Raw genomic sequence first — 22393 nt, 5'->3', positions numbered from 1 at the left:
CCATGAAACCTGCGACACGGACCGACAGCCCCACCGAGAGTGCGGCGACGGAGAAACTGACGTTCGACCAGGCTCGCGCGGTGCTGGCCGCGCAACCGTTCGCGCAGCACGTGGGCACCGAGATCACCGAATTCGCCGACGGGACGGCCACATTGGTGGTCGAGGTGGCTCCCGAGCACGCGCAGCAGTTCGGTTTCGTCCACGGCGGCGTGCTCGCTTATCTGGCCGACAACGCGCTCACCTTCGCCGCCGGGTCCGCTCTCGGCCCGAATGTGCTGACCGGCGGTTTCACCGTCACCTATCTGCGGCCAGCACGAGGTGGCCGGCTGCGGGCACGGGCCACGGTCACCGACGCCACCCGCCGCCAAGCGGTCACGCGGTGCGAGATCTATTGCGACAGCGAGGGTTCCAGCACATTGTGTGCGGTGGCGCAGGGCACTGTGCGCGTGGTCGAGCGCGTGTTGCCCGGCAACGGTTCGCATGCCGGCGCGGGTGGTGCGTAAGCGCGGCGGCAGTCCACCCGGGCAGTAGGTCATCGCTTGCGGGCCGCTGGTATCGGCCGCCGGCGGATGTTCGGATCGACGCAACGACCGTAGGATTTTCGGCATCGCGACCAAGAGGATGTGCCGATGACCGAACCCCAGGACCACAGCCCGGACATCGCCCGCAACGACCCGGCGCCCGCGGTGCGTACCCGTATCACCGACCACGAACGCGCCCAGGTGGAGCGCCTGCTGCAACTGGCCCTGAACGACGGCTCCCTCGATCTCACCGAGCTCGACCGGCGCCTGGCCACCGCTTATGCGGCGAACACCCGCGAGGAGCTCGCGGCGGTCACCGCCGATCTGCCGGTGGCGGCCGCGCGCGAACCGCTGGTGCTGAGCACGGTCAGTGGGTCGCTGCGCAAGGACGGTCAGTGGATCGTGCCCGCCGAGATCACCGTCTCCGCCGCCTCCGGTTCGGTGCGCCTGGACTTCACCGAGGCGATCTGCCCGCACGCCGTCGTGGACGTGCACGTCGGAATCGCCTCCGGCAGCCTGCGATTGACGGTGCCGCACGGCTGGCAGGTGGATCTGGACCGGGTGTCCTTCGTCAGCGGGAGCGCGAAGAACCGGGTGACCGAACCACCGCTGCCCGGCTGTCCGACCCTGCGCATCGACGGATCGATCACCTCCGGCTCGATCCGCGCCCGCTACCCGAAACCGCCTCGCCGCTCCTTCTGGGCCTGGTTGCTGCGCAGCGCGCGCCGGTGACCGGCACGGCCGGAGGCGAGCCGGAACACGGCGAGAGGCCGTTCACCCGGAAAGGTGAACGGCCTCTCGACTCGTGACGGCCGATCGTTGCGGATCAGGCGCTGGCCGCGAATGCCTCGTAGGCCGGTTCGGCGACCGGTTCGATGGCGTAGGCCAGGATGTCGGCCACGTCGGCGACGGGGCGGACATCCAGTGCGGCGAGCACCTCGGCCGGGACCTCGTCCAGGTCCGGCTCGTTACGGGCCGGGATGAAGACCGTCTTCAAACCGGCACGCTGGGCGGCCAGCAGCTTCTGCTTCACGCCGCCGATCGGCAGGACCCGGCCGTTCAGCGTGACCTCGCCGGTCATACCGACGTCCGCACGGACCTGCCGGCCCAGGGCCAGCGACACCAGGGCGGTAACCATGGTGACGCCCGCGGACGGACCGTCCTTGGGCACCGCACCCGCCGGGAAGTGGATGTGGATATTGCGATCCAGCACCTTCGGCTCGATGCCAATCTCTTCCAGGTGCGAGCGCACATAGGTCAGTGCGATCTGCGCGGATTCCTTCATGACGTCACCCAGCTGGCCGGTCAGGGTCAGTGAGCGTTCGCCCTCGGCGGCGTTGGCCTCGATGTACAGGACATCGCCACCGGCACCCGTGACGGCCAGGCCGGTCGCCACACCGGGGACCGAGGTGCGTTCCACCGAATCGGGGGTGAAGCGCGGACGGCCCAGGTAGTCCTTCAGATCGCCCAGACCGATCACCAGCGGCTCGGAACCTGCTGCCACACCGGGCTTTTCACCGTAACCGAGCGCAGGCTCGTAGCCCAGATCGATCACCGTGGCGTCCGAATCACCTTCCGCCGCGACCGTCTCCGCACCGAACTCGTCCTGCGACAGTCGAGTCGCCGCCTTGCGCAACGCCTTCGCGAGCAGCCGCTCCAGCTGACGCACACCGGCTTCCCGGGTGTAGTTGGCGGCGATCTCCCGCAGCGCCTCGTCGGTGAACGACACCTCCTCGGCGGTCAGCGCATTCCGTTCCAGCTGCCGGGGCACCAGGAAGTCGCGGGCGATGGCCACCTTGTCGTCCTCGGTGTACCCGTCGACGGTGATCAGTTCCATGCGGTCCAGCAGCGGGCCGGGAATGGTCTCCATGACATTCGCGGTCGCGATGAACAGCACATCGGACAGATCCAGGTCCAGATCCAGGTAGTGGTCGCGGAAGGTGTGGTTCTGCGCCGGATCCAGCACCTCGAGCAGCGCGGCCGCCGGATCACCCCGGAAGTCCGAGCCGACCTTGTCGATCTCGTCCAGCAGGACAACGGGATTCATCGAACCCGCCTCCTTGATGGCACGCACGATCCGGCCGGGCAGGGCACCGACATAGGTCCGCCGGTGACCGCGGATCTCGGCCTCGTCGCGCACACCGCCCAGGGCGACGCGCACGAACTTGCGGCCCAGGGCCCGCGCCACGCTCTCGCCGAGCGAGGTCTTACCGACACCGGGAGGGCCGGCCAGCACCATCACGGCGCCGGAGCCACGACCGCCGACGACCTCCAGACCACGCGCGGCCCGGCGGGCGCGCACGGCCAGGTATTCGACCATGCGGTCCTTGACCTCTTCCAGGCCATGATGATCGGCGTCCAGCACCGCACGAGCAGCCGAAACATCGGTGCTGTCGGTGGTTTTCACCGACCACGGCAGATCCAGGACGGTATCCAGCCAGGTGCGGATCCAGCCCGATTCCGGACTCTGATCGCTGCTGCGCTCGAGCCGGTCGACCTCGCGCAGCGCGGCCTCGCGCACGTTGTCGGGCAGCTCGGCGGTCTCCACCCGGGTGCGGTAGTCGTCCGCGCCGTCGGGCTCGCCTTCGCCCAGCTCCTTGCGGATCGCGTTGAGCTGCTGGCGCAGCAGGAATTCCCGCTGCGACTTCTCGACGCCCTCGCGCACATCCTCACTGATCTTCTCGGTGACCTCGACCTCGGCGATGTGGTCCTTGGTCCACCCGATCAACCGGGTCAGGCGCTCGGCGACATCGGGAGTGTCGAGCAGTTCACGCTTCTGCTCGGCGGTCAGATACGGCGCGTAGCCGGCGGTATCGGCCAGGGCCGACGGGTCGGTCAGCCGGTTGACCACATCGATGACCTGCCAGGCCTCGCGACGCTGCAGGACCGAGACGACCAGCTGCTTGTATTCGGCGGCCAGCTCCTTCGTGTGCGCGTCGGGTGCGGGTGTGTCGACCGGTTCGGCCTCCACCCACAGCGCGGCGCCCGGACCGGTGACGCCGTGTCCGATCTTCGCCCGCTGCTCGGCCTTCAACACCGCGGCAGCGGCGCCGCCGCGCATCCGGCCGACCTGTTCGATGGTCGCGATCACACCGTAGGCGGCATAGCCCTCGTCCAGACGCGGTGCGAGCAACACGGAATCCGACTTCGCGGCCCGTGCGGCGTCGATGGCGGCCTGTGCCGATTCGTCGAGCTCGATGGGGACGACCATGCCCGGCAAAACGACCGGATCGGTCAGAAACAGCACCGGCAGACGCTGTGGAGTACTCACAGATTCAGCCCCTTCCAAAGCATGCCCCGGATCCTGTGTTTCTTCGCCTCCAGGGTTGAGCGCTACCTACTCAACTACAGGGTATGCCGAGTTGTTCCAACCCCCTGTTCACCGGCAGCGAACGAGGTATAACCGGCGGCTACGCGACTCGTAAGAGAGTGATGCGAGAACTGTCTCACTGTGTTAAACAGGTCACCTACGGCAAGGAGGCGGTTGTGGAGCGTCCGTATCGGCTCGTGATCTGGGGGCCCGGGGACATGGGTGGGCGAGCGCTGCGGACCGCGCTCGAATCGCCGGACTTCGAGGTGGTCGGGGTCAAGGTGTTCAGTCCGCACAAGCACGGCCGGGATATCGGCGAACTGGCCGGGCTGGCGCCGGTGGGGGTCGCGGCGACGACCTCGAAGGACGAAATCCTCGCCTTGAACGCCGATTGCGTCGTCCATACCCCGACCACGCCCGCGCTGATCCAGGGCGCCGACACGGACGTCGTCGATCTGCTGGAATCCGGCAAGAACGTCGTCTCCGCGGCGAGTTATCACAATCCGTCGATGCCGACCTGGCTCTCCGCCTCGCGGAGTCCGCTGTCGGTCCTGCGCACGGTGGCGGATATGAAGGTCACCGGTGATGCGTTCGGCGCCCGGCTGCGACCAGCGTTGCGGGCATTGCGGGCCGGGATGCGCGCCGTGGATTCGGCGCCCGCGCGGCCGTTGCGCCCGGTCCTCGAACGGCTGGCCGGCCCGATCGTCGATCGCGCCCTGCCCCGGCGGGCGCTGGGCAGCCGGTTGCAGGCTGCGTGCGAGACGGGCGGAGTGTCGTTGCACGGCACGGGATTACATCCGGGCCTGATGGTCGAACAGTTGCTGCTGCGGCTGGCCGGCCTGCTGGACGAGATCACCGAGGTGCGATTCCTGGAGGTCGGTGACCTCTCGGCCGCACCCGACGGGATGTGGGGCGGTTTGGAAAGCCTCGGCTTCGGCATGCCGTTGAGCGCGGTGGACACCAACCATGCGATCGGGCTGATGCAGCACTTCTACTTCGACGCGGTGCTCGGCAATGTGGCGCACGCGCTGTTCGGCGCCGGTCCGGACGAGGTGCGCGTGGAACGCCACCTCTCTCCCGTGCCCGCGCGGGTGCGAGTGCGAGCGGGCGGAACCGTGATCGAACCCGGCAGCGTCGGCGCGATCCACATGACCTATCGCGGCTACCTCGGCGACCGCCTGTTCATGACGAATTCCGAATGCTGGCACGTCGGTGGCGGCAATGCGCATCTGGGACCGGACCATCCGCGCAGCCGCTCCGGCGGCCATGTGATCACCCTCGACGGCAGCCCGGCCCGCATCGAGATGCGCAACGAGATGGACGACGAGGCCTACAGCGCCGACTGGTCCGCGGTGACCGACATCTCGGTGCGCGCGATGCTGAGCGCGGTCCCCGAATTATGTTCCGCACCACCGGGAGTGGTGATGCCCGACCTGGATCCGCGCTATCGGCTGGAGACCGTATGAGCACCCCGATCATTCCCGTCGCGGTGCTGGGCACCGGGCCGCTCTCCGACCTGCTCGCCGCCCGCATCGACGCACGCTCCGATCTGCGATCGGCCGGGCGGATCACGGCGGCGCAGCCCGCACCGACGGAAACCGAGTGCGTGGTCTACGTGCCGACCGTGGACGAAACCGGTGGGAATCCGAGCACGAAGGTGCTGCGCTTGCTGGCGGACGGCCTGGATGTCGTCTCGGCCCTTCCGGTCGACGGGCTCGCCGAGATTCGGGACGCCGCCCGTCGTGGAGGATCGACATTCCATGCGACAGGGGGCTTTCCGACCCAGCTCGCCGCCCGGATCACCCGCTCACTGGCCGAGGTCACGGCCGATATCCGCCGCGTCGAACTCGAGGAGGAGCTCGCACTTCCCGAATGCGGCATTCATCCCTGGAACAGCCTGGAAGACACCGGCATCGGCACGTCCATCGCCGCACGGGCGGAGATGGCCGCCGCGGCCGTGAGCGGCTACTACGAAGCCGGACTGCGGGTGCTCGAGGAAGCGGTCTTCGGTGAGCGGTCCGAACCGGAGCCCACGCTGTCGATCGAAGTCGTCACCACGGACACCGGAATCGTCGACACGGTGATCATCGAACGCGAACTCGGCTCACGACTGAGCTACCGGTCGACCTGGACCGCCCGCGCGAAAGACACAGCGCCCCTGCGATATCGGCTGACCACGGCTACCGGCACCGCGCGCGGCACGGCGACGGTCGAATTCCACGACACCGCCGGAACCCATCCCGCGGACCATGTCACCGCGGTGGCGGTTCTCGACGCGATCCGCCCGATCCACGAGAGCGCACCGGGCATCGCTCACCGTGACCTGTCGATCACCCATCTGAAACCCGACCCTCGGCTGACGGTGCACTGATCGTGCAAACCTCGCCGGTTTGTGCGGTTTTCTCGCATTTCTGTCGAGGTTTGCACGGAAAGTTCACCTCGTCCCCGCAACCGGACTGGACGCAACCGAAGCTCATTCGCGCGGGAGTCGGTGATTTAAACTCGACCGCGTGGCGATTCCCTCCCCGTCCGAACCGGCCCCGATCGGGGGCCGGCAGGCGCGGTGGCAGACGCACAACGACCGGCGGCGGAGCCGGATCGTCGGGGCGTTGATCGAGCTGCTGGAGGAGTCCGGCGGGGGCGCCGAGATCTCGATGCAGCAGATCGCCGCGCGGGCGGGGCTGGCCAAATCGGTGGTCTACCGGCAGTTCTCGGGGCGGGACGAACTCGATCGGCGGGCTCGGACCGCGATCAGTGAGCAGTTCATCGATACCGTCGACGCGGCGCTGGATATCTGGGACGGATCCATCCATCGAATCCTGCACCGCACGATCGCCGCGGTCGCGGACTGGCTCACCGAGCACCCACGGCTGTACGACTTCGCGCGCAGCGGGCCGGCGATGGGGGATCCCGACGATGTGGACGCGCTCAGCAGTATCAAGGCCACCATCGCGGCTCGGACCCGGCTGCTGGTGTCGAGCCTGGCGGGGGTGATCGGCGTGGTCGACGAGGCCACGGCCGACACGATGACCTTCGCCATCGTGTCGATGACCGAGGCGACCGTCAGCCGGTGGGCACGCGATCCCAGCCCGCTGCTGAGTCGCGAACAGCTGATATCCGAGGTCGCCGGCTACGCCTGGAGCGTGCTCGACGGCGCGGCGCGCGCCCACGGATTGACCCTGGATCCCGAACTGCCGCTGATCGAACTGATCAACGCGCTGGCCGAGGGAGCCGACGACACCCTGTGAGCGGACGCCGCCGGTCCCGGCAGGTCAGGCCGCCAACCAGCCGACGAGGGAGCCGACCACGGGCAACCGGTCCGCCATCGCGGCCGCCGCGTTGCGCCGCTCGGGCTCCCCGCGATACCGCGACGGTTCGCCGTCGACGTGCAACAGCGACCACAGCTTGCGGGTCACCGGATTCATCAACCCCAACTCGTCGGCGAGTTTGCGCATATCGCCGAAGTAGCCGGACAGGATCCGCCGTGCATGCGGGGCATCCCAGAACGCCTCCCGGATGACCTCGCGCGGAATGTCGAATTCCTTCGCGAACGAACGCGGGGGCGCCATGATCTCACCGGCCAGCCAGCGCATCGTGATCGGAAACGCCAAGGCGCACATGGCTTTACCGAACGGGCTCATCCGCTCGATATGCGCCTTCAGGAACTCGCCGGCGAAGGAGATGTGCCGAGCCTCCTCGGCGATGTGGATCTGCATGGTGCGCAGCACCGCCGGGGGCATCGCCTCGCCCTCCCGGATGATCGCCTTCTGATAGTGGTCGATCGGCTCCTCACCACCGAGAATGCCGATGAACAGGATGGCGTGCGCGTAGCCGCCGGCCACGCCGATGAAGGGCGACAGCACGCGGAACAGCGGGCGCATCCCCGGGACGTCCACGCCGATCCGGTTGATCAGCTCCTGGAACATCTGGATGTGATTGCACTCTTCGGTCATCTCGTGCAGGCAGTAGCGAAACTCCGGAGATCCGTTGGGGAGCTTCATGATGTACTGCATCATGCCGCGGATGAGAATGCTCTCGAAGGCGGCGCCGACCTTGATCACGTTGGCCGTGCGCCACTTTCCGATCTCGATCCTGCGCTCCGGCGGCAACGACTTGTACCAGTCGGTTCCGCCGAGCGGGTCGAGCTCCGGCGAGAGCACCCATCTCGGATCGTCGGGATCGATCGCCAACTCCGGTGAATCCCAATCGATATCGAGATAGGGGTCGAAATTGCGGTGGACCGATCCCTCGGACAGGATCGCCAGCATTTCTCGGTAGTCCGGGCCGAATATGTCGGTACGAACGGATTTCGACAGCGTCATCGATGTCTCCTGTGCTCTGCGGGACCCCCGCACCCGTTCGGCCCGGCGAGCGGGCTTCGCAGTGTGGCTCATCGGGCCTCCTAGCTCCCATCCGCCGAGGCGCGGCCCGGCGGCGGTCGACACCCAGCAGGTGTGGTCCTTCGAGGATATATGGGACTCACAGTCCCACACAATCCCCGCAGCCCGGAGAGTCGCCCCCGCAGTCCTGCCGTTCGCAACTCCGAACGGAACCGCGACGACGGTGCGATACTCGACCGGGCCCGCGGGTCCGCCCGCCCGATCCAGAGGAGTAGCCCGACATGCTGGCCGCACGCCTTCACCTGGGACCACAGCGCCGGCTGGAACTGGATGACGTGCCGACACCGGAGCCGGGTCCCGACCACGTCCTGGTCAAGGTCGAAGCGGCGGGGGTCTGCCTGTCCGATGTCCATCTCATCGACGGGACGCTGACCCCGGTGATGCTCTCCGGTGACGTGGTGACACTCGGCCACGAGGTCGCGGGCACCGTCCACGCCCTCGGGCCGGATGTGACGGGCGCGAAGGTGGGAGATCGGGTGCTGCTGCAGGCCGGCGAACGACGCGGCGGCGCTGTGTTCACCCGCGGAGTCGACTACGACGGCGGGTGGGCGGAATACACCCTGGCCCGGGTCGACACCCTCGTACCCATTCCCGACGATCTACCCTTCGAGCAGGCCTGCTTCATCCCCGACGCGGTCTCCACGCCGTGGGCCGCGATCACGGCGACCGCCCAGGTACGGCCCGCCGAACCGGTCGGCGTCTGGGGTGTGGGCGGCCTCGGCGCCCACGGGGTGCAATTGCTGCGCATGGTCGGTGCGGCGCCGATCGTGGCGGTGGATCCGCTGCCGGCGGCACGGGAACGGGCGCTGGGTTTCGGTGCGGATCTGGCCTTCGATCCGGCCGATCCCGAACTGCGAGCACAGATTTTCGCCGCGACCGGGGGCGCCGGCTTGGCGGCCGCCTTCGATTTCGCCGGCGTGGCGGCGGTGCGCGAACAGGCCGTGACCTGCCTGGGACCGGGTGGGCGACTGGTTCTGGTCGGCCTGACCGACAAGCCGATCACGATCACCGGAGGCATCGGTTTCAGCTTCTTCCAGCAGCAATTGCGTGGACACTACGGCTCGCAGCCCGAACACGTCACCGAACTGGTGACGCTGCGGCGGCTCCATCGTCTCGATCTCGCCCGCTCGGTCAGCGCGGTGCTGCCGCTCTCGCAAGCCCCGGACGCGGTGCGGGCGCTGGAAACCAAACAGGGCAATCCGATTCGACTCGTCCTGCGCCCCTGAACGGGGTGCGTTTGCCCCGCCGACCAGGGCAAGTGCCGCCCCGCCGCATTGACACCGTCTGGCCCCGGTGAGAATGTGGGGACCCAGTCAACTCGCAAGTCCGCACGGCGCAAGGGGGATCCACGATGGCGGTAGTCGCCGGCGGTGTGTTCATCGACTGGGAACAACTGACTGGACAGTCCAAATTCGTCGTGGACCTGATCACCTTCCCGATCTTCAGCGCGGTGGCCGGCTGGCTCACCAACTGGACCGGCGTGCTGATGTTGTTCTGGCCGTTGCAATTTCGCGGCGTCCGGATTCCGGGACTGAAGGTGCTGTACCCCTATTTCCCACGCCGGGTGCAGGTGCTGCCGACGTTTTCCGGCGACGGTAGACAACTCGGTTTCCAAGGCTTCATCCCCGCTCGCGCGGAGAAGATGGCCAGCATATGCGTGGATATGGCGATCATGCGGATCGGCAGCCCGCGCGATTTCATCCACGAACTCGATCTGGAGGGTATCGCCGACTACATCGCCGACCGCGCGCACGAACAGTTGCAGCAGATCGTCGACGATGTGATGTACCGCGAGAATCCGGAACTGTGGCGAGCCGTACCGCGCCCGGCGAAACAGATTCTCTATCAGCGCATCGACCGCGAACTGCCGAAACTGTGCCGGCGCGGATTCGAGCAACTCGGTGACAATGTCGACCACCTCATCGACATCAAGAGCTTCGTCATCCGCTATCTGCAGGCCAATCCGGAGATCCTCAAGGATCTGACCACCACGATCGCCGCGCCGGAGCTGCGGTTCATGGTGCGGATCGGCCTGCTCGGCGCCCCGTTCGGTGTCCTCCTGGCGCTGTACATGCATGTCCACTCCGACATTCCGGTGATCGGCTGGCTCCCGGGATGGCTGGTGGTCCTGGCCGCGGCCGCCACCATCGGCGTGCTGGTGAACATGATCGCCATCAAGATGGTGTTCGAGCCCGGCGATCCGCAGCCGCGCTACAAATACCTCTGGCGGCAGGCACTGCTGGCCAAGCGGCAACCGCAGGCCGCCGACGACCTCGCCCAGATTCTGGCCTATCAGGTGCTGACCTTGCCGAATCTGGCGGCGGAACTGCTGGACGGACCCAACGGGGACAAGACCCGTCAGCTCGTGGAGCATCTGATCGCCGACGAGATCCGCACCCAGCTGGGACCCACGCGCTCGGTGGTGCGCGCCGCCTTCGGTGCGCGGCAGTTCGACAACCTGCAGGTCGGCGCCGCCGGGGCCGCGGTGAGCCTGGCGCCGAGCCTGGTGCAGGACGAGGCCTTCGCCTTGGACCAGGCCAAGAAGATCGACGAATTCGCGGCGCGGAAACTCAAGCAGCTCACGCCCGGTGAGTTCATGGAGATGTTCTACGCCTCGGTCGAACAGGATGCCTGGCTGCTCTATCTGCACGGCGCGGCACTGGGCCTGCTCGTGGGTGGCGTGCACCTGCTGATCTTCGGCTGGTGACAAACAAGCACGCATGCTTGCATTTTTTTCGGGGCGTTGCCATGCTTTCGGTCATGGCTGACCTAGAGGCGCTGCTCGACGACTTCGAGGCCGAATGCGCGGACCTGGACCGGCTGGTCGCGCCGCTGGATCCGGCCGGCTGGGCGCGGGAGACACCGGCCCCGGGATGGTCCATCGCCCATCAGATCGCCCATCTGACCTGGACCGACGAGGTGTCGACGATCGCGGCGACCGATGCCGAGGCGTTCGCCGAATTGCTGCGCGAGGCGACCACGAAGATCGCGACCTTCGTCGACGACGCGGCCGCCGAGGTGGCCACCACACCGGCGCCCGAACTGCTCGAGCGGTGGCGCCGGGGCCGGGCCGGTCTGGCGAAGGCGCTGCGCGCGGTACCCGCGGGCACGAAGTTGCCCTGGTTCGGACCGCCGATGAGCCCGATGTCGATGGTGAGCGCGCGGTTGATGGAGACCTGGGCCCACGGTCAGGACATCGCCGATGCGCTGGGCGCGGTGCGGACGCCGACGGCGCGCCTGCGCAATATCGCGCATATCGGCGTGCGGACCCGCGATTTCGCCTATACCGTGCACGGCCGCCCGGCCCCTGCGGAACCGTTCCGAGTCGAGCTCACGGCACCGGACGGGTCGGTCTGGAGCTGGGGTCCCGAGGATGCCGCGCAACGAGTGAATGGTTCGGCATTGGACTTCTGCCTGCTGGTGACGCAGCGCCGGCATCGTGACGATCTGCCGTTGACGGCGACGGGAACCGACGCCGCGGAGTGGCTGACGATCGCGCAGGCCTTCGCCGGGCCCCCGGGATCGGGGCGCGAGGCCGGCCAATTCGCCTGAAAAGTTCCGGTTCGAGCGGGCGAGCGCCGACTCAGGTTGCGACGTGCTTGTGGCCGACCGGACGCCGTTGGCCGGAGGACTTCGAGATCGCAGCTCGAAGTTGACGCTCGCCAGCTTCCACGGGTTACCCGGCGTCGATCCGGCGCAAACCTTCGCACCGCTCGGCGGCGGGCGGCGTACCGGCACCGGCCGAATGGGGTGAACAGCGGTTTTCACGCCGCTACGCCCGCTGTTGTGATCTTGACCGCAGGCCTCGGAATCCCCTGCGCCAGGCAGTAACCTGGACGTGCGTACGACTTTCAACGGTGCGGGTCGGCCACGAGGGGAACCAGGGGAGAGGGAAGGACGCACCGCTATGGCTCAGTCCGCGCAGTCCCGGTCCACCGGCCAAATTCTGCAACACACCGCTGTCGTGCTCGCCGGAATGGCGAGTATCGGCCTGACCGTCGCCGCCGGAACCTATGTCGTCAACCAGATCGGCGGCGCGGGCCTACCGGCCGTCATCGGCTCCGGCGAGCGGGGCGACACGCTCGTCCCGGCGCCCGACACCCACCGGTCCGACACGTCGTCGAACACCGGCCCGGCCACCATCGGTTCGTGGGAGGCGGCCGCGGCCTCACGCCGCCTGCCCGCTTTCGCGGCCGCCGCCGCGGCGGAGTCGGCGCGTCTCGTGCCCGAACCGGCGGACCGCTCACCGAATACCGAAACATCCTCGGCGACAACCGGTCCCGGCGGCGTCGGGGGCCGCCTGAACCTCACCGGCGAAACCTTCGTCGGGGCGAATCTGTCCAGGACACAACAGCATTCGTTCGCCGTCACCGTCGACACGAATGTGCCGTCGGCACTGGGCGCGAACGGCTCCCGGGACCAACGGCCGGGCACCGCACCGAATGCTGTGACCGAATTCCGTACCGACGTCGACGTGCACAGTGGTGAGTTCAGCGTCGCGATGAGCGATCCGCTCCTGGGCCGCCACGACGTTCAGGTCCAGCGGCACGCGCGGCCGGCTCCGGTGCCGTCGCACCATCCACAGCAGATTCCCGCGGACCCGGCCGGCACCGATTCGGCGGAACCGACGGTGGGCCCGGCGACCACGGCGGCGGCCGGTTCGCCCACCGCGGCAGCCGGGTTGACCACAGCGCCACCGGATTCCACGCTGGCATAGCGTTTCGACACTCTCCCGGCCGGGTACCGTCAAGGTGCCTGGCCGGTTGTCGTCTGCGCCCGCTCCCGTCGAGCACACTCGAAACGTACTGGTCGTTTGCCGCATTTGTCCTCGTCAGCGGTTATCCGCCACTCGACGTGCGGAGCGCACGTTATTCCCCGGTAACCGTTTAATAAAAAGGAATTCTGTAGTACTTTTGTGGCAAGCGTGGAACAGGGAGGGCCTATGGGCCACATCAGGTACGCGAGCGACGTCGGGGCTCCGGTGGAGGTCGCATTCACGTACACCGACAACCATCTGTTCGTCCCGGATTGGATGTTCGGCATCGCAGCGTTCGAACCGGTCGGCGAGGCCGGCCACGGACCGGGTGCGGTCTACGCGGCGACGTTCCGGCTCGGGCTGTGGCATCCCACGGTCGACTGTGAGATCACCGAATACCGCCGCAACGCGGTCATCGGGTACACCCTGCGCAGGCGCCGGCCGGGGAAGGTGGCGCCTGCGCAGGACCCCGCCGCGTCGTCACAGGACCTCGAACCCGCACCCGCGCTCGCCACACTGACGCTGCGATTCGATCCGCTCGGCTACGGCCGGTCGGTGCTGACCTCGGAGGCGGACTACCCGCCGGTGCGCGGCTGGCTGGCCCGTCCGGCCGCCAAGGCGCTCGATGCGCTGGCCCAGGCGGCGGTGCGGCGCAGCGAAACGCAATTGCGCAGGGAAATCGAAGAATTCCACGGCACGGATCTTGTCGGCCGGATTGCGTAGGGTACCGGTCATGATCATCGTGAGCACCGACGGATCCTGCCTGCGCAATCCCGGCGGCGCCATCGGCTGGGCGTGGGTCAATCATCAGGGCAGTTCGGCCAGCGCCGGCGCGGCCTCCGGCACCAACCAGGTGGCGGAGCTACGCGCGGTTCTGGAGGCGATTCGGGCGCATCCCGGTCCGGAACCGCTGTTCATCGAGAGCGATTCGCTGTACGCGATCAAATGCGCGTCGGAATGGCTACCGAGCTGGCGGCTCAACGGCTGGCGCACCGCCACCGGCAGCGCGGTGAAGAATGTGGAGCTCGTCCAGTGGATCGATCACGCGATCGCCACTCGCCCAGGGCCGGTGCGGTTCCGCTGGGTGCGCGGGCACGTGGGCAACTACTACAACGAACAGGCCGACAAGCTCGCCGGTGAGGCCGCCCGCGCCGCGGCGGGCCGGGCCGATGCGACGCCGAACGGTATCGACGATCTCCCGCCGTTGCCGACCGTGGCTCGGCCCACCGCCGTAGCCACCGAGACGATGTCCGACACCGCCGCGACGACGCCACTGACGGTCGTCGTCACCGACAAGCCGGCGTCCCGGCCGAAACGCGGCCGTGCGACAGCCGAAACCGCGGACGCCCTCACCCTTTTCTGACCGGGCACGCGTCAGACCAACTGAATGGCTTCCGGCGGTGGTGGGTCGGCCCACCGCCGGAGGCGCCCGGTTGCTGCCACCTCGGCCGCCCGAACCCTGCCGTGTCCACCGCCGGAATTACCCCTCGAACGCGTTCCGGCCCCGCGACGGAAACTGTCGCGGGGCCGGAAAGTGTTGTGCTGTAACCGGATTCAGTTACCCGGCTGCGGAGCCGGTGCGGGCTGCGCCCCGCCGTTGGCCTGCGGGCTGGTACCCGGGGCCGCCTGCGGCGCACCCGGAGCCGGACCTGACGGGCCCATTCCCTTGGTGACCGGCGAGTCGAACTTCGCGACCAGCCACTTACCGTCGTGCTTCTCCATCTGGGCGACGCCCGGGATGGTCAGCTTGTCCGGCTGCGGGACGGCCTGGTTGGTCTGCTCCTGGGTGATCACCAGCACCACGTTGGCCTGGCTGTCGTTGCCGGACTCCCACGCGCAGTGGATCTCGTCGAGCTTCGACTTGGCCTGCACGCTGACCATGGCCTGCTTCAGCGTGTCCGAAGCGCCGCTGAAGAACTTGCCCCACTCACCCGTCGAGAGGTCGTTGACGCTCTTGAAGTAAGCGTCGAGATCCTTCGAGTCGTAGCTGGCCACGGCCTTGCCGAAATCGCACGCCGCCTTGGTCGAATCATCGCGTGCGGAGAGCTGATCCTCGCGATTGTCGGCCTTCAGATAGAAGACCACCACCGCGGTGACCGCGGCCACCAGCAGCACACCGGCGGCGAAGGCCGCGACGATCGGAACCCACGGAGTGCTCTTCCCGGAGGAAGGGGCACTCGCCGGCGCCGGGGCCGCCGTCCGGAGCTTCACCGTTTCGTCCGCGTCGGCGGCCTTCGCGGCGTCGGTGGTCTTCGCGGTATCGGCACCCTTGGCGGCAGCAACCGACGAGTCCGACTCGAACTTGACCGTTGCGTCCGCGGCGGTGCTGTCTTGCGCCGCGTCGACCTTCTCGGTCGACTCGGCATCGTTGTTCGCCTTGTCCTTGGCGGTGTCGTCATCGGACATGAATCGATCTGTCACCTTCCCGGCATGTGGAAACCACGCCGTATGTTTCGGGCCACTCTACTTACCGCACCGGCTTCGGGGTCCGAGCGTTCGGATCGGCACCCGATGGCATCTGCGCTCCGTTGTTCGGAACGTCGGGCCGCGGCGCGTTCGCCGAACCACGAATCTGCTGGTCCGGAGGTGCGTTGGTGCAATAGTTGTACTTCGGGAACGACCCGTCGGTCGCGACATACGGTGCGACCGGCGCGTGCGAGTACTGGCAGAACGGGCGCGGCCAGATATCGAGGATCGTATAGAACTCTCCGTCGTGGGCCGGCACCCCCATCGCCGAACTGCCGACGACCAGCGACGGGAACAGCGCCCGCAGCGCCGGCAGCCGCAGCTGCGCCGCCTTGGTGACGGCCACGAAGTTGGTCGCGAGGCTGGTGATCGGATCGGTGGTCTCGTCCAGCGTGGCGCCCAGCGACTTCATCTGCGCCGGGGCCTGATCCAGCACCTTACGCAGTTCGTCGTTGGCGTTGTTGAACTGGGTGAACAGCGTCGACGAGTTCTGCGTCAGGGTGCTCAGATCGGGCTGCGCGTTCGACGTCGTGGACGCGATGGTGCGCAGGTTGGTGAGCAGGTTGGTGGTCTGCGGCAGCAGATTGTCCAGACCGGCCGTCACCAGGCTCAGCGCATCGACCATGTCCCGCAGCTGATCCGGTCCGCCGCTGAGCGCGGTGTCGAATTCGGTGAGGATGGTGCTGAACCGGTCCGGGTCGATCTGGTCGAAGAACCCGCTGGCGTTCTCCAGCACCGCCGACACCGGCGTCGGGGTCTGCACCTTCTGCGGGTCGAACGGGATCACCGAACCGTCGGTGAGGTACGGACCCTTGTCGCTTTCGGGCTGGAAATCGATGTACTGCTCACCGGCGGCCGAGAGGGCGTGCACGACGACCTGCGTGGCCTTCGGAATCTTGTACCGGGTGTCGATCTGGGCCTCGGCCGCGATCGAGGCGCCGCGATTCGCCAGCTTGATCGAATTCACCTTGCCGATGCGGAATCCGCGCAGCGTGACGTCGTTGCCCGGCTGCAGACCGCCGGAGCGGTCGAGCGCGACCGTGACCGTATAGGTGCTGCGCAGCGGATTGATCCGCATGACGCTCACCGCCAGATACGTCGCGCCCACGACGAACGCGATCACCAGTCCGATCGTGGAAAGCAGCAGTTTGTGTCGCAGCAGCCAGCTCATCGGTGGCCCCCTGTCACTCGGCCGTAGACGATCTGCAGCACCTGGATCAGACTGCCCGCCATGTCCTGCAGATCGCGCAGATCCCAGAACTTGCTGTGCGGCGGGTCGGTGAGCAGGCCGATGTCGAGCTGGGTCAGAGTCGCGGCGACGGCAAGGGTGTTGCCCTTGAACGAGGCGTCGACCTTCGGCCGGATCTCGTGCAGTGCGTCCAGCGCCGGACCCAGGTCGTTGCCGGCCCGCGACAGCGCGTCCATCAGCCTGTGCACGTTCTCGAGCAGGCTGGCCAGCTGATCGTGGCTGGTATCGGCGTAATCGCCGAGCGCCGCGCTGGTGGTGGAGATCTTGCCGAGCAGATCACCGATCTGCTTGTTGTTCTCCGCGATGGCGCCGATCATCTGCGGCAGCGAATCCGCCACCTGACCCAGCTGATCGTGATTGGCCTCGATGGTGTTGGTCAGCGCGTCGAAGCCGTTGAGCGTGTTGTCGATGCGCTCGCTGTTGGCGTGCAGCGTGGTGACCACACTCGTCATCTGCTTGATCAGGCTCGCGAGCTGATCGGGCCGGCCGCCGACGATCGAATCCAGTTCCGAGGTCAGCTTGGTCAGCGCGGCCACGCCGCCGCCGTTGAACAGCATCGAGACCGAGAGCAGCAACTCCTCGACGGTGGCGCCGGCCGAGGTGTGGTCGATGCCGATGGTGTCGCCGTCCTTCAGCATCGGCGTGGTCTCGTCGGACTTCGGCTTCGACAGCGCCACGAACACATCGCCCAGCGGAGTGGCCTGACGCAGTTCGGCGGTGGAATCGCGCGGCAGCGTGATGTCCTTGCGGACGTTCATGTCGACGATGGCCTGATAGTTCTTGGTCGAGATGTGGGTGACCACACCGACATCGGAACCACCGATCTTGACCTTGGCCTGATCGGGCAGGTTGAGCGCGTTGGCGAAAATCGCGTGCAGGGTATAGGTCTCACCGGACTGCCCCGGTTTGGGCAGCGGCAGACTCTCCACGGTCAGACCGCAGCCGGAGGCCGCCACGGCCGCCGAGACGCCGAGTGCCAGCCAGGTGCGCCGCAGGCGCGTCGATACCGTCATTTCGTCAGTCCCAACAGTGCGGCGGACAACCCGAGGTCGGGTCCGAAATCCTCGATCTTGCCGGTCCGGCAGCCGTCGGCCCTCATCTGAATGCGTTCACAGAACAGGCTGACGATCTCGCCGGACAGTGCGGTGCCGAGCACCGCGTGCAGGCGGACGAAGCCGCGGTTGCGGTCCATCGAACGGTCCAGGTTCTGCAGCAGCAGCGGCGCCACGTCGACGGTCTCGACCACGCCGGCCGCGTTCTGCCGCAGCTGGTCGGTGACCTTGGTGAGCCCGGTGAGGCTCTCCGACAACTGACTCCGGTACTGGCTGAACACGCCGCTGGTGTTGGCCAGGAAGTCGTTGAGCTGATCCAGCGTGGCCTGCAGACCGGGCGCCTGCTCGGCCAGCAACGACGACATCTGGGTGACCTTGTTGCTGAACTCGCGCACCGACTGGTCGTTGTCGGCCAGCATCGAGGTCAGCTCGTTGAGCTTGATGATGATGGTCGAGATGGCGTCCTTGTTGTCGACGCCGACCTTCAACGCCCCCGACAGCGCGTTGAGCGTGTCGCGGATCCGCTCACCCTGGCCGTTGACCATGTCGTAGAGCAGCGTGCCCGACAGCGGTCCCTGGCTCTGGCCGGGCGCCGGCTTGAGCGCGGCGGTGAACTGGTCGATGGTTTTGATCATCGTGTCCAGTTCGACCGGGGTGCGGGTCTGCTGCACCGTGAGGTGCGTGTTGTCCGGCAGCTTGGGCCCGCCGGTGTAGCGCGGGGTCAGCTCGATGTGCCGATTGGTCACGATCGAGGGCGACACGATCGCCGCCATCACATTCTTCGGAATGTCCACGTCGTGGTTCACCGTCATGTGCACCTCGACGAACTCACCCTTGGGGATGATCTTGTCGACCTTGCCGACCTCGAGCCCCAGCACGGTGATCGGATTGCCCTCGAAAACGCCGGCGATATTGCGGAAATCAGCGGTGATGTGGGTCGACCCGCCCACCGCGTTCTGCACCGATCCGCAGCTGCCGGCCACCAGTACGGCCGCGCCGATCGCGACCGTCTTGGTGGCGCGGGCCAGCCATTTGTTCAGGATCATCCCTGGCACCCCTCGATCACTCGCGCGAAGCACAACCAGTTGTCCGGGAACAGCCACGGCACACCGACCTCACCGTAGGGGCCGTTGCCGAACACATTGTTGAACTGCCGCAGCGACGCGGGCATGATCGTCAACAGTTTGTCCAGGTTGTCCTTGTTCTTCTGCAGACCCTGGGCCATGGTGTTCAGCTGTTCGATGGTCGGGCCGAGCTGGTTGTTGTTCTCCGCGCCGATCTGCTGCAGTTGCTTGGTCAGGGTCGCGGTGTTGTTCAGCAGTTGCTTGAGCAGCTCCTGGCGTTCCATCACCCGGCCGGCGATGGCCTCGCCCTGGGTGATCACCAGCAGCAGGCTGTTGCGGTTGTCGCCGAGGATCTTGGTGACCTTGTCCAGATCCTTGAGCAGACCGTCGACCTGGTCGCGCCGATCGTTGATGGTCTTGGCGAGCGCACCGACGCTGTCGAGCGCCTGCGCGGTCAGCTGCGGCGAACCGTCGATCTGGTCGCCGAGCACCTTCAGCGATTCGGCCAGCTTCTCGGTGTCGAGCGCCTCGAACTTCGGCGTGCCGATCTGCACCACGTCGGCCAGGTCGTAGGGAACCTTGGTGTTGGACTTGTGAATCCGGTTGCCCGGCAAGCCCTTACCGTTGCCCGGGTCGAGATCGACGTAGCGCGCACCCAGCAGCGTGGCCATCTTGATGGAGGCGCGGGCATCGGGGCCGAGCTTCACGTCGTTGTTCACGTGCAGGGTGATCAGCACGTGGTCACCCTCGAGTTTCGCCCCGGCCACCGTGCCGACCGGCACACCGGCGACGTTCACCTTGTCACCGGTCTGGACGCCGGCCGTCTGCACGAATTCCGCCTGCACGTCATTGGTGCCGACGCCCAGTTTCTTGTAACTGCTGGACACCACGAGCAGCACCACGATGAGAACGGCGCCGATGACGCCGAGCCAGAAGAAGCGGTTGCTCTGGAAACGATTCCTGATTCGCGTACCGAAGGTCGTCATGGGCGGCACACCGCCGAGTGGTTGGGTCCGCCGATCTGGCTGACCAGACCTCGCGGCAACAGCACCCCGTACAGCGAGACGTCCAGCGTGCACAGATACGCGTTGGCGTAGGCGCCGTCGGAGGTGAACTTACCGACGTTCGCGAGGATGCCGGGCAGGTCGATCGCGGCCTGGTCCAGCTTGGAGCCGTTGTTGATCAGCATGGTCAGCGCCGCGGTGCTCGAGTTCTGCGCGGCCGCGATCTTCGGCTGCACCTGATCGACCATATTCACCAGAGAGGAAGTGGCATTCGCGATCTGGACGGTCGAAGCCTGCAGGGATTGTCCCTGCTCGTAGAGCCCGCCGATCAGCGCGCGGGTCTGGGTCACCAGTGTCTCCAATTCATCACCTCGTTTCGCCAGTCCCGACATCACGCCCGACAGTTTGGTGATCACGTCGGCCAGGATGACGTCGCGTCGCTGGAAGTCACCGGCCAGTGCGGCGGCCTGGGTGATGAACGAGCTCAGCGAAACACCGTCGCCCTGCAACGCCTGGATGAAGGTGTTGGTCAGGTCGTTGACCTGCTGGGGTTGCAAGGTTTCGAACAGCGGCTGAAAACCGTTGAGCAGACCCGAGATATCGAACGAGGGCTCGGTGCGCTCGACCGGGATGGTCGCGTTGTTGCGCAACGCCGAATTGTCGCCCTTGTTGCCCGGCGCCAGCGCCACGTAGCGCTGGCCGATCAGATTCTGGTACCGGACAAGGGCTTTGGTGTTGCCGTACACGGTCTGATCGGTCTGCACGATGAACGACACCTTGGCCTGGTGCTGTCCTTCGACCTCGATGTCGGTGACCTTGCCGACGCGCACGCCGGCCATCCGGACGTCGTCGCCCTCACGCAGGCCCAGGACATCGGTGAAGATTGCCGAGTAGCTGTGGGTGGAACCGTTCACGGTGCGCGCCAGCGTATTCCAGATGACCACGGTCACCAGGATCGAGACGAGGGCGAAGATGCCGAACCCGATCAGCGGTTTGCGAATTCCTCTCATCAGCTGGCACCGCTTTCGGAAACTTGCAAGGTTCCACCCCTCAGGATCGAGCTCAGCAGCAGATATTCGGCAGTCGTCGGATTCCGGCCGAGCAGCGCGCTCATCGCGTCACGTCCGGTGTAGTAGGCGATCGGCCCCGCGGTGGGCTTCTGCCCGTCCGACGCCGGAGCAGCGGCCGGAGCCGGCTGCGGCGCGGGGGCCGCGGGCGCACCCGGCAGGCCCGGCAGCTGCGGGAACAGACCCTCCAACGGAGTTCCGGCGAACGGGTTGCCCGGCTTGGGCGCCTGCTGCGGAGCTGCCGTCTGCGCGGTGTCACCGGTCGTGACGCCCGGGATGGCGGGCAGGCCCGGCATCGGCGGCAGCTTCGGCAGTCCCTGCGACGCGTCCAGCGTGCGCGGCTTCAGCGCCGGTGTCGGCGGGCCGATATCGGAGACCACCGGGGCGGTGCCACAGCTCGGCCCCGCCATGTCGCCGTAGCGCGGGCAGTCGGACCGGTCGTACGGCTTGTACGGCGTGAAGGTCAGGCCCGCGTTCCAGATCATCTGCTGCTGCGGACCCCAGTGGAAGGTGGTGCTCAGCTTGCGGACCGACGCGTTCAGGTTCGCGATGGCCTGCGGGATCGCGTCGGGGTCCTCGGTGAGCGCCCCGAACATGTCGCCGGTGCCCGAGGTCAGCTGCTTGCCGACGTCGGGGTTGCGGGCGAACAGGCTGTTGACCTTGTCGATGGTCGCCGAGGTGCCGGTGATGAGGCCGGCCAGCTCGCTGCGCTTGTCGGCGATGGTCTGCGCGGTCTTCACCGATTCCGACAGCGTCGTCATCAGATCCGGCGCGGACTGGTTGAGCGCGTGGAACGAGGCGGAGAAATCGTTCAGCGTGCCTTCCGGATCCGGCACCGCGGCGCGGACCTGGATGAACCAGTTGTTCAGCCGCTCGACGGTGGAACCGGGTACCCGGCCGCTGCCGTCCAGCGCATAGGACAGGGTGCTCAGCACCCGGCCCAGCTGCATGGGGTCGATCTTGTTCAGGATCGTGCGGACCGTGGTGAGCGTGTCCTGCAGCGCGATGGTGCCCTGGCTGTGGTCCTCGGCGATCTGCGAACCGGCCTTCAGCGAGGCGTTGTCGGGACCGTTGTAGACCAGTTCGACCGAGGTGACGGCGAACAGGTTGCTGGGGACCACGCGAGCGGTGACATTGGCCGGGATATCGGAGATGTAGTCCGGCTTCATATTGATGTGCACCTGCTGCAGCTCGCCCTTGGCGGCCACCGACACATCCTTCACCGCGCCGACCAGCACGCCGCGGAACTTCACGTCGGCCTGCGGGGGCAGGCCGTCGCCGGTGGTGGTCAGATTGGCGGTGACCTCCACCTTCGGGTTGAGAATGTAGCCCTTGTAGCGGGCCATCAGCAGCGTCAGCGCGGCGGCGATGACGACGATTCCGCAGACGCCCGCGATGAGCAGCTGCCGCATCGTCGGTCCGCGGCCACTCGGATCGATGATCATCACTCGCCCCCTGTGCTCGTGCGGGACACCCGCACCCGGTCGGCCCGGCGAGCGGGTTT

Annotated in this window: 20 protein-coding genes; 11 read left to right on the top strand and 9 right to left on the bottom strand. The window is 67.1% G+C overall.

The genetic code is table 11. The features are described 5' to 3' along the window. Positions 1-2: 2 nt before the first annotated feature. Both IG65_RS0107475 and IG65_RS35745 read left to right on the top strand, forming a co-directional pair. Entirely contained in the window at positions 3-503 is a 501-nt protein-coding gene (locus IG65_RS0107475; RefSeq protein WP_051755574.1) for a PaaI family thioesterase, read from the top strand. Positions 504-629: 126 nt separating this feature from the next. Then, positions 630-1253 (top strand): DUF1707 domain-containing protein, encoded by a 624-nt coding sequence (locus IG65_RS35745; RefSeq protein ID WP_051755516.1) that lies wholly within the window; start codon positions 630-632, stop codon positions 1251-1253. Positions 1254-1347: 94 nt separating this feature from the next. Here the strand turns inward: IG65_RS35745 and lon are convergent, their stop codons facing one another. Beyond that, positions 1348-3792: an endopeptidase La gene (gene lon / locus IG65_RS0107465; RefSeq protein ID WP_030514099.1), complete on the bottom strand. Its 2445-nt coding sequence runs from the start codon at positions 3790-3792 to the stop codon at positions 1348-1350. Between the two features lie 161 nt (positions 3793-3953). Between lon and IG65_RS0107460 the strand changes: the two genes are divergently transcribed. The 3 genes from IG65_RS0107460 to IG65_RS0107450 all read left to right on the top strand — a co-directional run bounded on the left by IG65_RS0107460 (position 3954) and on the right by IG65_RS0107450 (position 7079). Continuing rightward, positions 3954-5297 carry a hypothetical protein gene (locus IG65_RS0107460; RefSeq protein ID WP_197039799.1) on the top strand — a complete coding sequence of 448 codons (1344 nt, stop codon included), beginning with the start codon at positions 3954-3956 and terminating at the stop codon, positions 5295-5297. Next, on the top strand, positions 5294-6202 hold the full coding sequence (locus IG65_RS37665) for a hypothetical protein (RefSeq protein WP_030514097.1): 909 nt from the start codon (positions 5294-5296) through the stop codon (positions 6200-6202). The genes IG65_RS0107460 and IG65_RS37665 overlap by 4 nt, the downstream gene beginning before the upstream one ends. A 139-nt stretch (positions 6203-6341) precedes the next feature. Continuing rightward, the gene (locus tag IG65_RS0107450) at positions 6342-7079 is read left to right on the top strand and encodes a TetR/AcrR family transcriptional regulator (RefSeq protein ID WP_051755515.1); all 738 of its coding nucleotides are present in this window, start codon (positions 6342-6344) and stop codon (positions 7077-7079) included. A 24-nt stretch (positions 7080-7103) separates the two neighbouring features. Here IG65_RS0107450 and IG65_RS0107445 read toward each other — a convergent pair whose 3' ends face one another. After that, positions 7104-8153, bottom strand: a complete 1050-nt coding sequence (locus IG65_RS0107445) for a diiron oxygenase (RefSeq protein WP_051755514.1) — start codon at positions 8151-8153, stop codon at positions 7104-7106. A 299-nt stretch (positions 8154-8452) separates the two neighbouring features. Between IG65_RS0107445 and IG65_RS0107440 the strand changes: the two genes are divergently transcribed. From IG65_RS0107440 to IG65_RS0107415, 6 genes are all read left to right on the top strand, one after another. Further along, entirely contained in the window at positions 8453-9457 is a 1005-nt protein-coding gene (locus IG65_RS0107440) for a zinc-binding dehydrogenase (RefSeq protein WP_030514094.1), read from the top strand. A 125-nt stretch (positions 9458-9582) separates the two neighbouring features. After that, on the top strand, positions 9583-10938 hold the full coding sequence (locus IG65_RS0107435; RefSeq protein WP_030514093.1) for a hypothetical protein: 1356 nt from the start codon (positions 9583-9585) through the stop codon (positions 10936-10938). Positions 10939-10991: 53 nt separating this feature from the next. Next, positions 10992-11783 carry a TIGR03084 family metal-binding protein gene (locus IG65_RS0107430; protein ID WP_030514092.1) on the top strand — a complete coding sequence of 264 codons (792 nt, stop codon included), beginning with the start codon at positions 10992-10994 and terminating at the stop codon, positions 11781-11783. 355 nt (positions 11784-12138) lie between these two features. Then, on the top strand, positions 12139-12948 hold the full coding sequence (locus IG65_RS0107425) for a hypothetical protein (RefSeq protein WP_030514091.1): 810 nt from the start codon (positions 12139-12141) through the stop codon (positions 12946-12948). A gap of 225 nt (positions 12949-13173) precedes the next feature. Further along, positions 13174-13710: an SRPBCC family protein gene (locus IG65_RS0107420; protein WP_030514090.1), complete on the top strand. Its 537-nt coding sequence runs from the start codon at positions 13174-13176 to the stop codon at positions 13708-13710. Between the two features lie 10 nt (positions 13711-13720). Further along, the gene (locus tag IG65_RS0107415) at positions 13721-14350 is read left to right on the top strand and encodes a ribonuclease H (protein WP_030514089.1); all 630 of its coding nucleotides are present in this window, start codon (positions 13721-13723) and stop codon (positions 14348-14350) included. A 191-nt stretch (positions 14351-14541) separates the two neighbouring features. Here the strand turns inward: IG65_RS0107415 and IG65_RS0107410 are convergent, their stop codons facing one another. The 7 genes from IG65_RS0107410 to IG65_RS0107380 all read right to left on the bottom strand — a co-directional run bounded on the left by IG65_RS0107410 (position 14542) and on the right by IG65_RS0107380 (position 22334). Further along, a complete protein-coding gene (locus tag IG65_RS0107410) occupies positions 14542-15393 on the bottom strand; it encodes a hypothetical protein (RefSeq protein WP_051755513.1) in 852 nt (283 codons plus the stop codon). A 61-nt stretch (positions 15394-15454) separates the two neighbouring features. Further along, on the bottom strand, positions 15455-16624 hold the full coding sequence (locus IG65_RS0107405; RefSeq protein WP_030514087.1) for an MlaD family protein: 1170 nt from the start codon (positions 16622-16624) through the stop codon (positions 15455-15457). Continuing rightward, entirely contained in the window at positions 16621-17715 is a 1095-nt protein-coding gene (locus tag IG65_RS0107400; protein ID WP_030514086.1) for an MCE family protein, read from the bottom strand. The genes IG65_RS0107405 and IG65_RS0107400 overlap by 4 nt, the downstream gene beginning before the upstream one ends. Further along, complete coding sequence (locus IG65_RS0107395) at positions 17712-18800, bottom strand: MCE family protein (protein WP_030514085.1); 1089 nt, start codon at positions 18798-18800, stop codon at positions 17712-17714. The genes IG65_RS0107400 and IG65_RS0107395 overlap by 4 nt, the downstream gene beginning before the upstream one ends. Continuing rightward, on the bottom strand, positions 18797-19804 hold the full coding sequence (locus tag IG65_RS0107390) for an MCE family protein (protein WP_030514084.1): 1008 nt from the start codon (positions 19802-19804) through the stop codon (positions 18797-18799). Before IG65_RS0107390 ends, IG65_RS0107395 begins: the two co-directional genes overlap by 4 nt. Continuing rightward, entirely contained in the window at positions 19801-20832 is a 1032-nt protein-coding gene (locus tag IG65_RS0107385) for an MCE family protein (protein ID WP_030514083.1), read from the bottom strand. Before IG65_RS0107385 ends, IG65_RS0107390 begins: the two co-directional genes overlap by 4 nt. Continuing rightward, complete coding sequence (locus IG65_RS0107380; protein ID WP_030514082.1) at positions 20832-22334, bottom strand: MlaD family protein; 1503 nt, start codon at positions 22332-22334, stop codon at positions 20832-20834. Before IG65_RS0107380 ends, IG65_RS0107385 begins: the two co-directional genes overlap by 1 nt. Between the last annotated feature and the right edge of the window lie 59 nt (positions 22335-22393).

It is taken from the genome of Nocardia sp. NRRL WC-3656 (assembly GCF_000720265.1).
Lineage (GTDB): Bacteria > Actinomycetota > Actinomycetes > Mycobacteriales > Mycobacteriaceae > Nocardia > Nocardia nova.
This window is presented reverse-complemented; position numbering and strand designations above follow the sequence as displayed.

What these genes read in the sequence shown, in the direction of transcription:
- IG65_RS0107475 (WP_051755574.1), top strand. Translation starts at nt 3, where the DNA reads ATGAAACCTGCGACACGGACCGACAGCCCCACCGAGAGTGCGGCGACG.
- IG65_RS35745 (WP_051755516.1), top strand. Translation starts at nt 630, where the DNA reads ATGACCGAACCCCAGGACCACAGCCCGGACATCGCCCGCAACGACCCG.
- IG65_RS0107460 (WP_197039799.1), top strand. Translation starts at nt 3,954, where the DNA reads ATGCGAGAACTGTCTCACTGTGTTAAACAGGTCACCTACGGCAAGGAG.
- IG65_RS37665 (WP_030514097.1), top strand. Translation starts at nt 5,294, where the DNA reads ATGAGCACCCCGATCATTCCCGTCGCGGTGCTGGGCACCGGGCCGCTC.
- IG65_RS0107445 (WP_051755514.1), bottom strand. Translation starts at nt 8,153, where the DNA reads ATGACGCTGTCGAAATCCGTTCGTACCGACATATTCGGCCCGGACTAC.
- IG65_RS0107440 (WP_030514094.1), top strand. Translation starts at nt 8,453, where the DNA reads ATGCTGGCCGCACGCCTTCACCTGGGACCACAGCGCCGGCTGGAACTG.
- IG65_RS0107435 (WP_030514093.1), top strand. Translation starts at nt 9,583, where the DNA reads ATGGCGGTAGTCGCCGGCGGTGTGTTCATCGACTGGGAACAACTGACT.
- IG65_RS0107430 (WP_030514092.1), top strand. Translation starts at nt 10,992, where the DNA reads ATGGCTGACCTAGAGGCGCTGCTCGACGACTTCGAGGCCGAATGCGCG.
- IG65_RS0107425 (WP_030514091.1), top strand. Translation starts at nt 12,139, where the DNA reads ATGGCTCAGTCCGCGCAGTCCCGGTCCACCGGCCAAATTCTGCAACAC.
- IG65_RS0107420 (WP_030514090.1), top strand. Translation starts at nt 13,174, where the DNA reads ATGGGCCACATCAGGTACGCGAGCGACGTCGGGGCTCCGGTGGAGGTC.
- IG65_RS0107415 (WP_030514089.1), top strand. Translation starts at nt 13,721, where the DNA reads ATGATCATCGTGAGCACCGACGGATCCTGCCTGCGCAATCCCGGCGGC.
- IG65_RS0107410 (WP_051755513.1), bottom strand. Translation starts at nt 15,393, where the DNA reads ATGTCCGATGACGACACCGCCAAGGACAAGGCGAACAACGATGCCGAG.
- IG65_RS0107405 (WP_030514087.1), bottom strand. Translation starts at nt 16,624, where the DNA reads ATGAGCTGGCTGCTGCGACACAAACTGCTGCTTTCCACGATCGGACTG.
- IG65_RS0107400 (WP_030514086.1), bottom strand. Translation starts at nt 17,715, where the DNA reads ATGACGGTATCGACGCGCCTGCGGCGCACCTGGCTGGCACTCGGCGTC.
- IG65_RS0107395 (WP_030514085.1), bottom strand. Translation starts at nt 18,800, where the DNA reads ATGATCCTGAACAAATGGCTGGCCCGCGCCACCAAGACGGTCGCGATC.
- IG65_RS0107390 (WP_030514084.1), bottom strand. Translation starts at nt 19,804, where the DNA reads ATGACGACCTTCGGTACGCGAATCAGGAATCGTTTCCAGAGCAACCGC.
- IG65_RS0107385 (WP_030514083.1), bottom strand. Translation starts at nt 20,832, where the DNA reads ATGAGAGGAATTCGCAAACCGCTGATCGGGTTCGGCATCTTCGCCCTC.
- IG65_RS0107380 (WP_030514082.1), bottom strand. Translation starts at nt 22,334, where the DNA reads ATGATCATCGATCCGAGTGGCCGCGGACCGACGATGCGGCAGCTGCTC.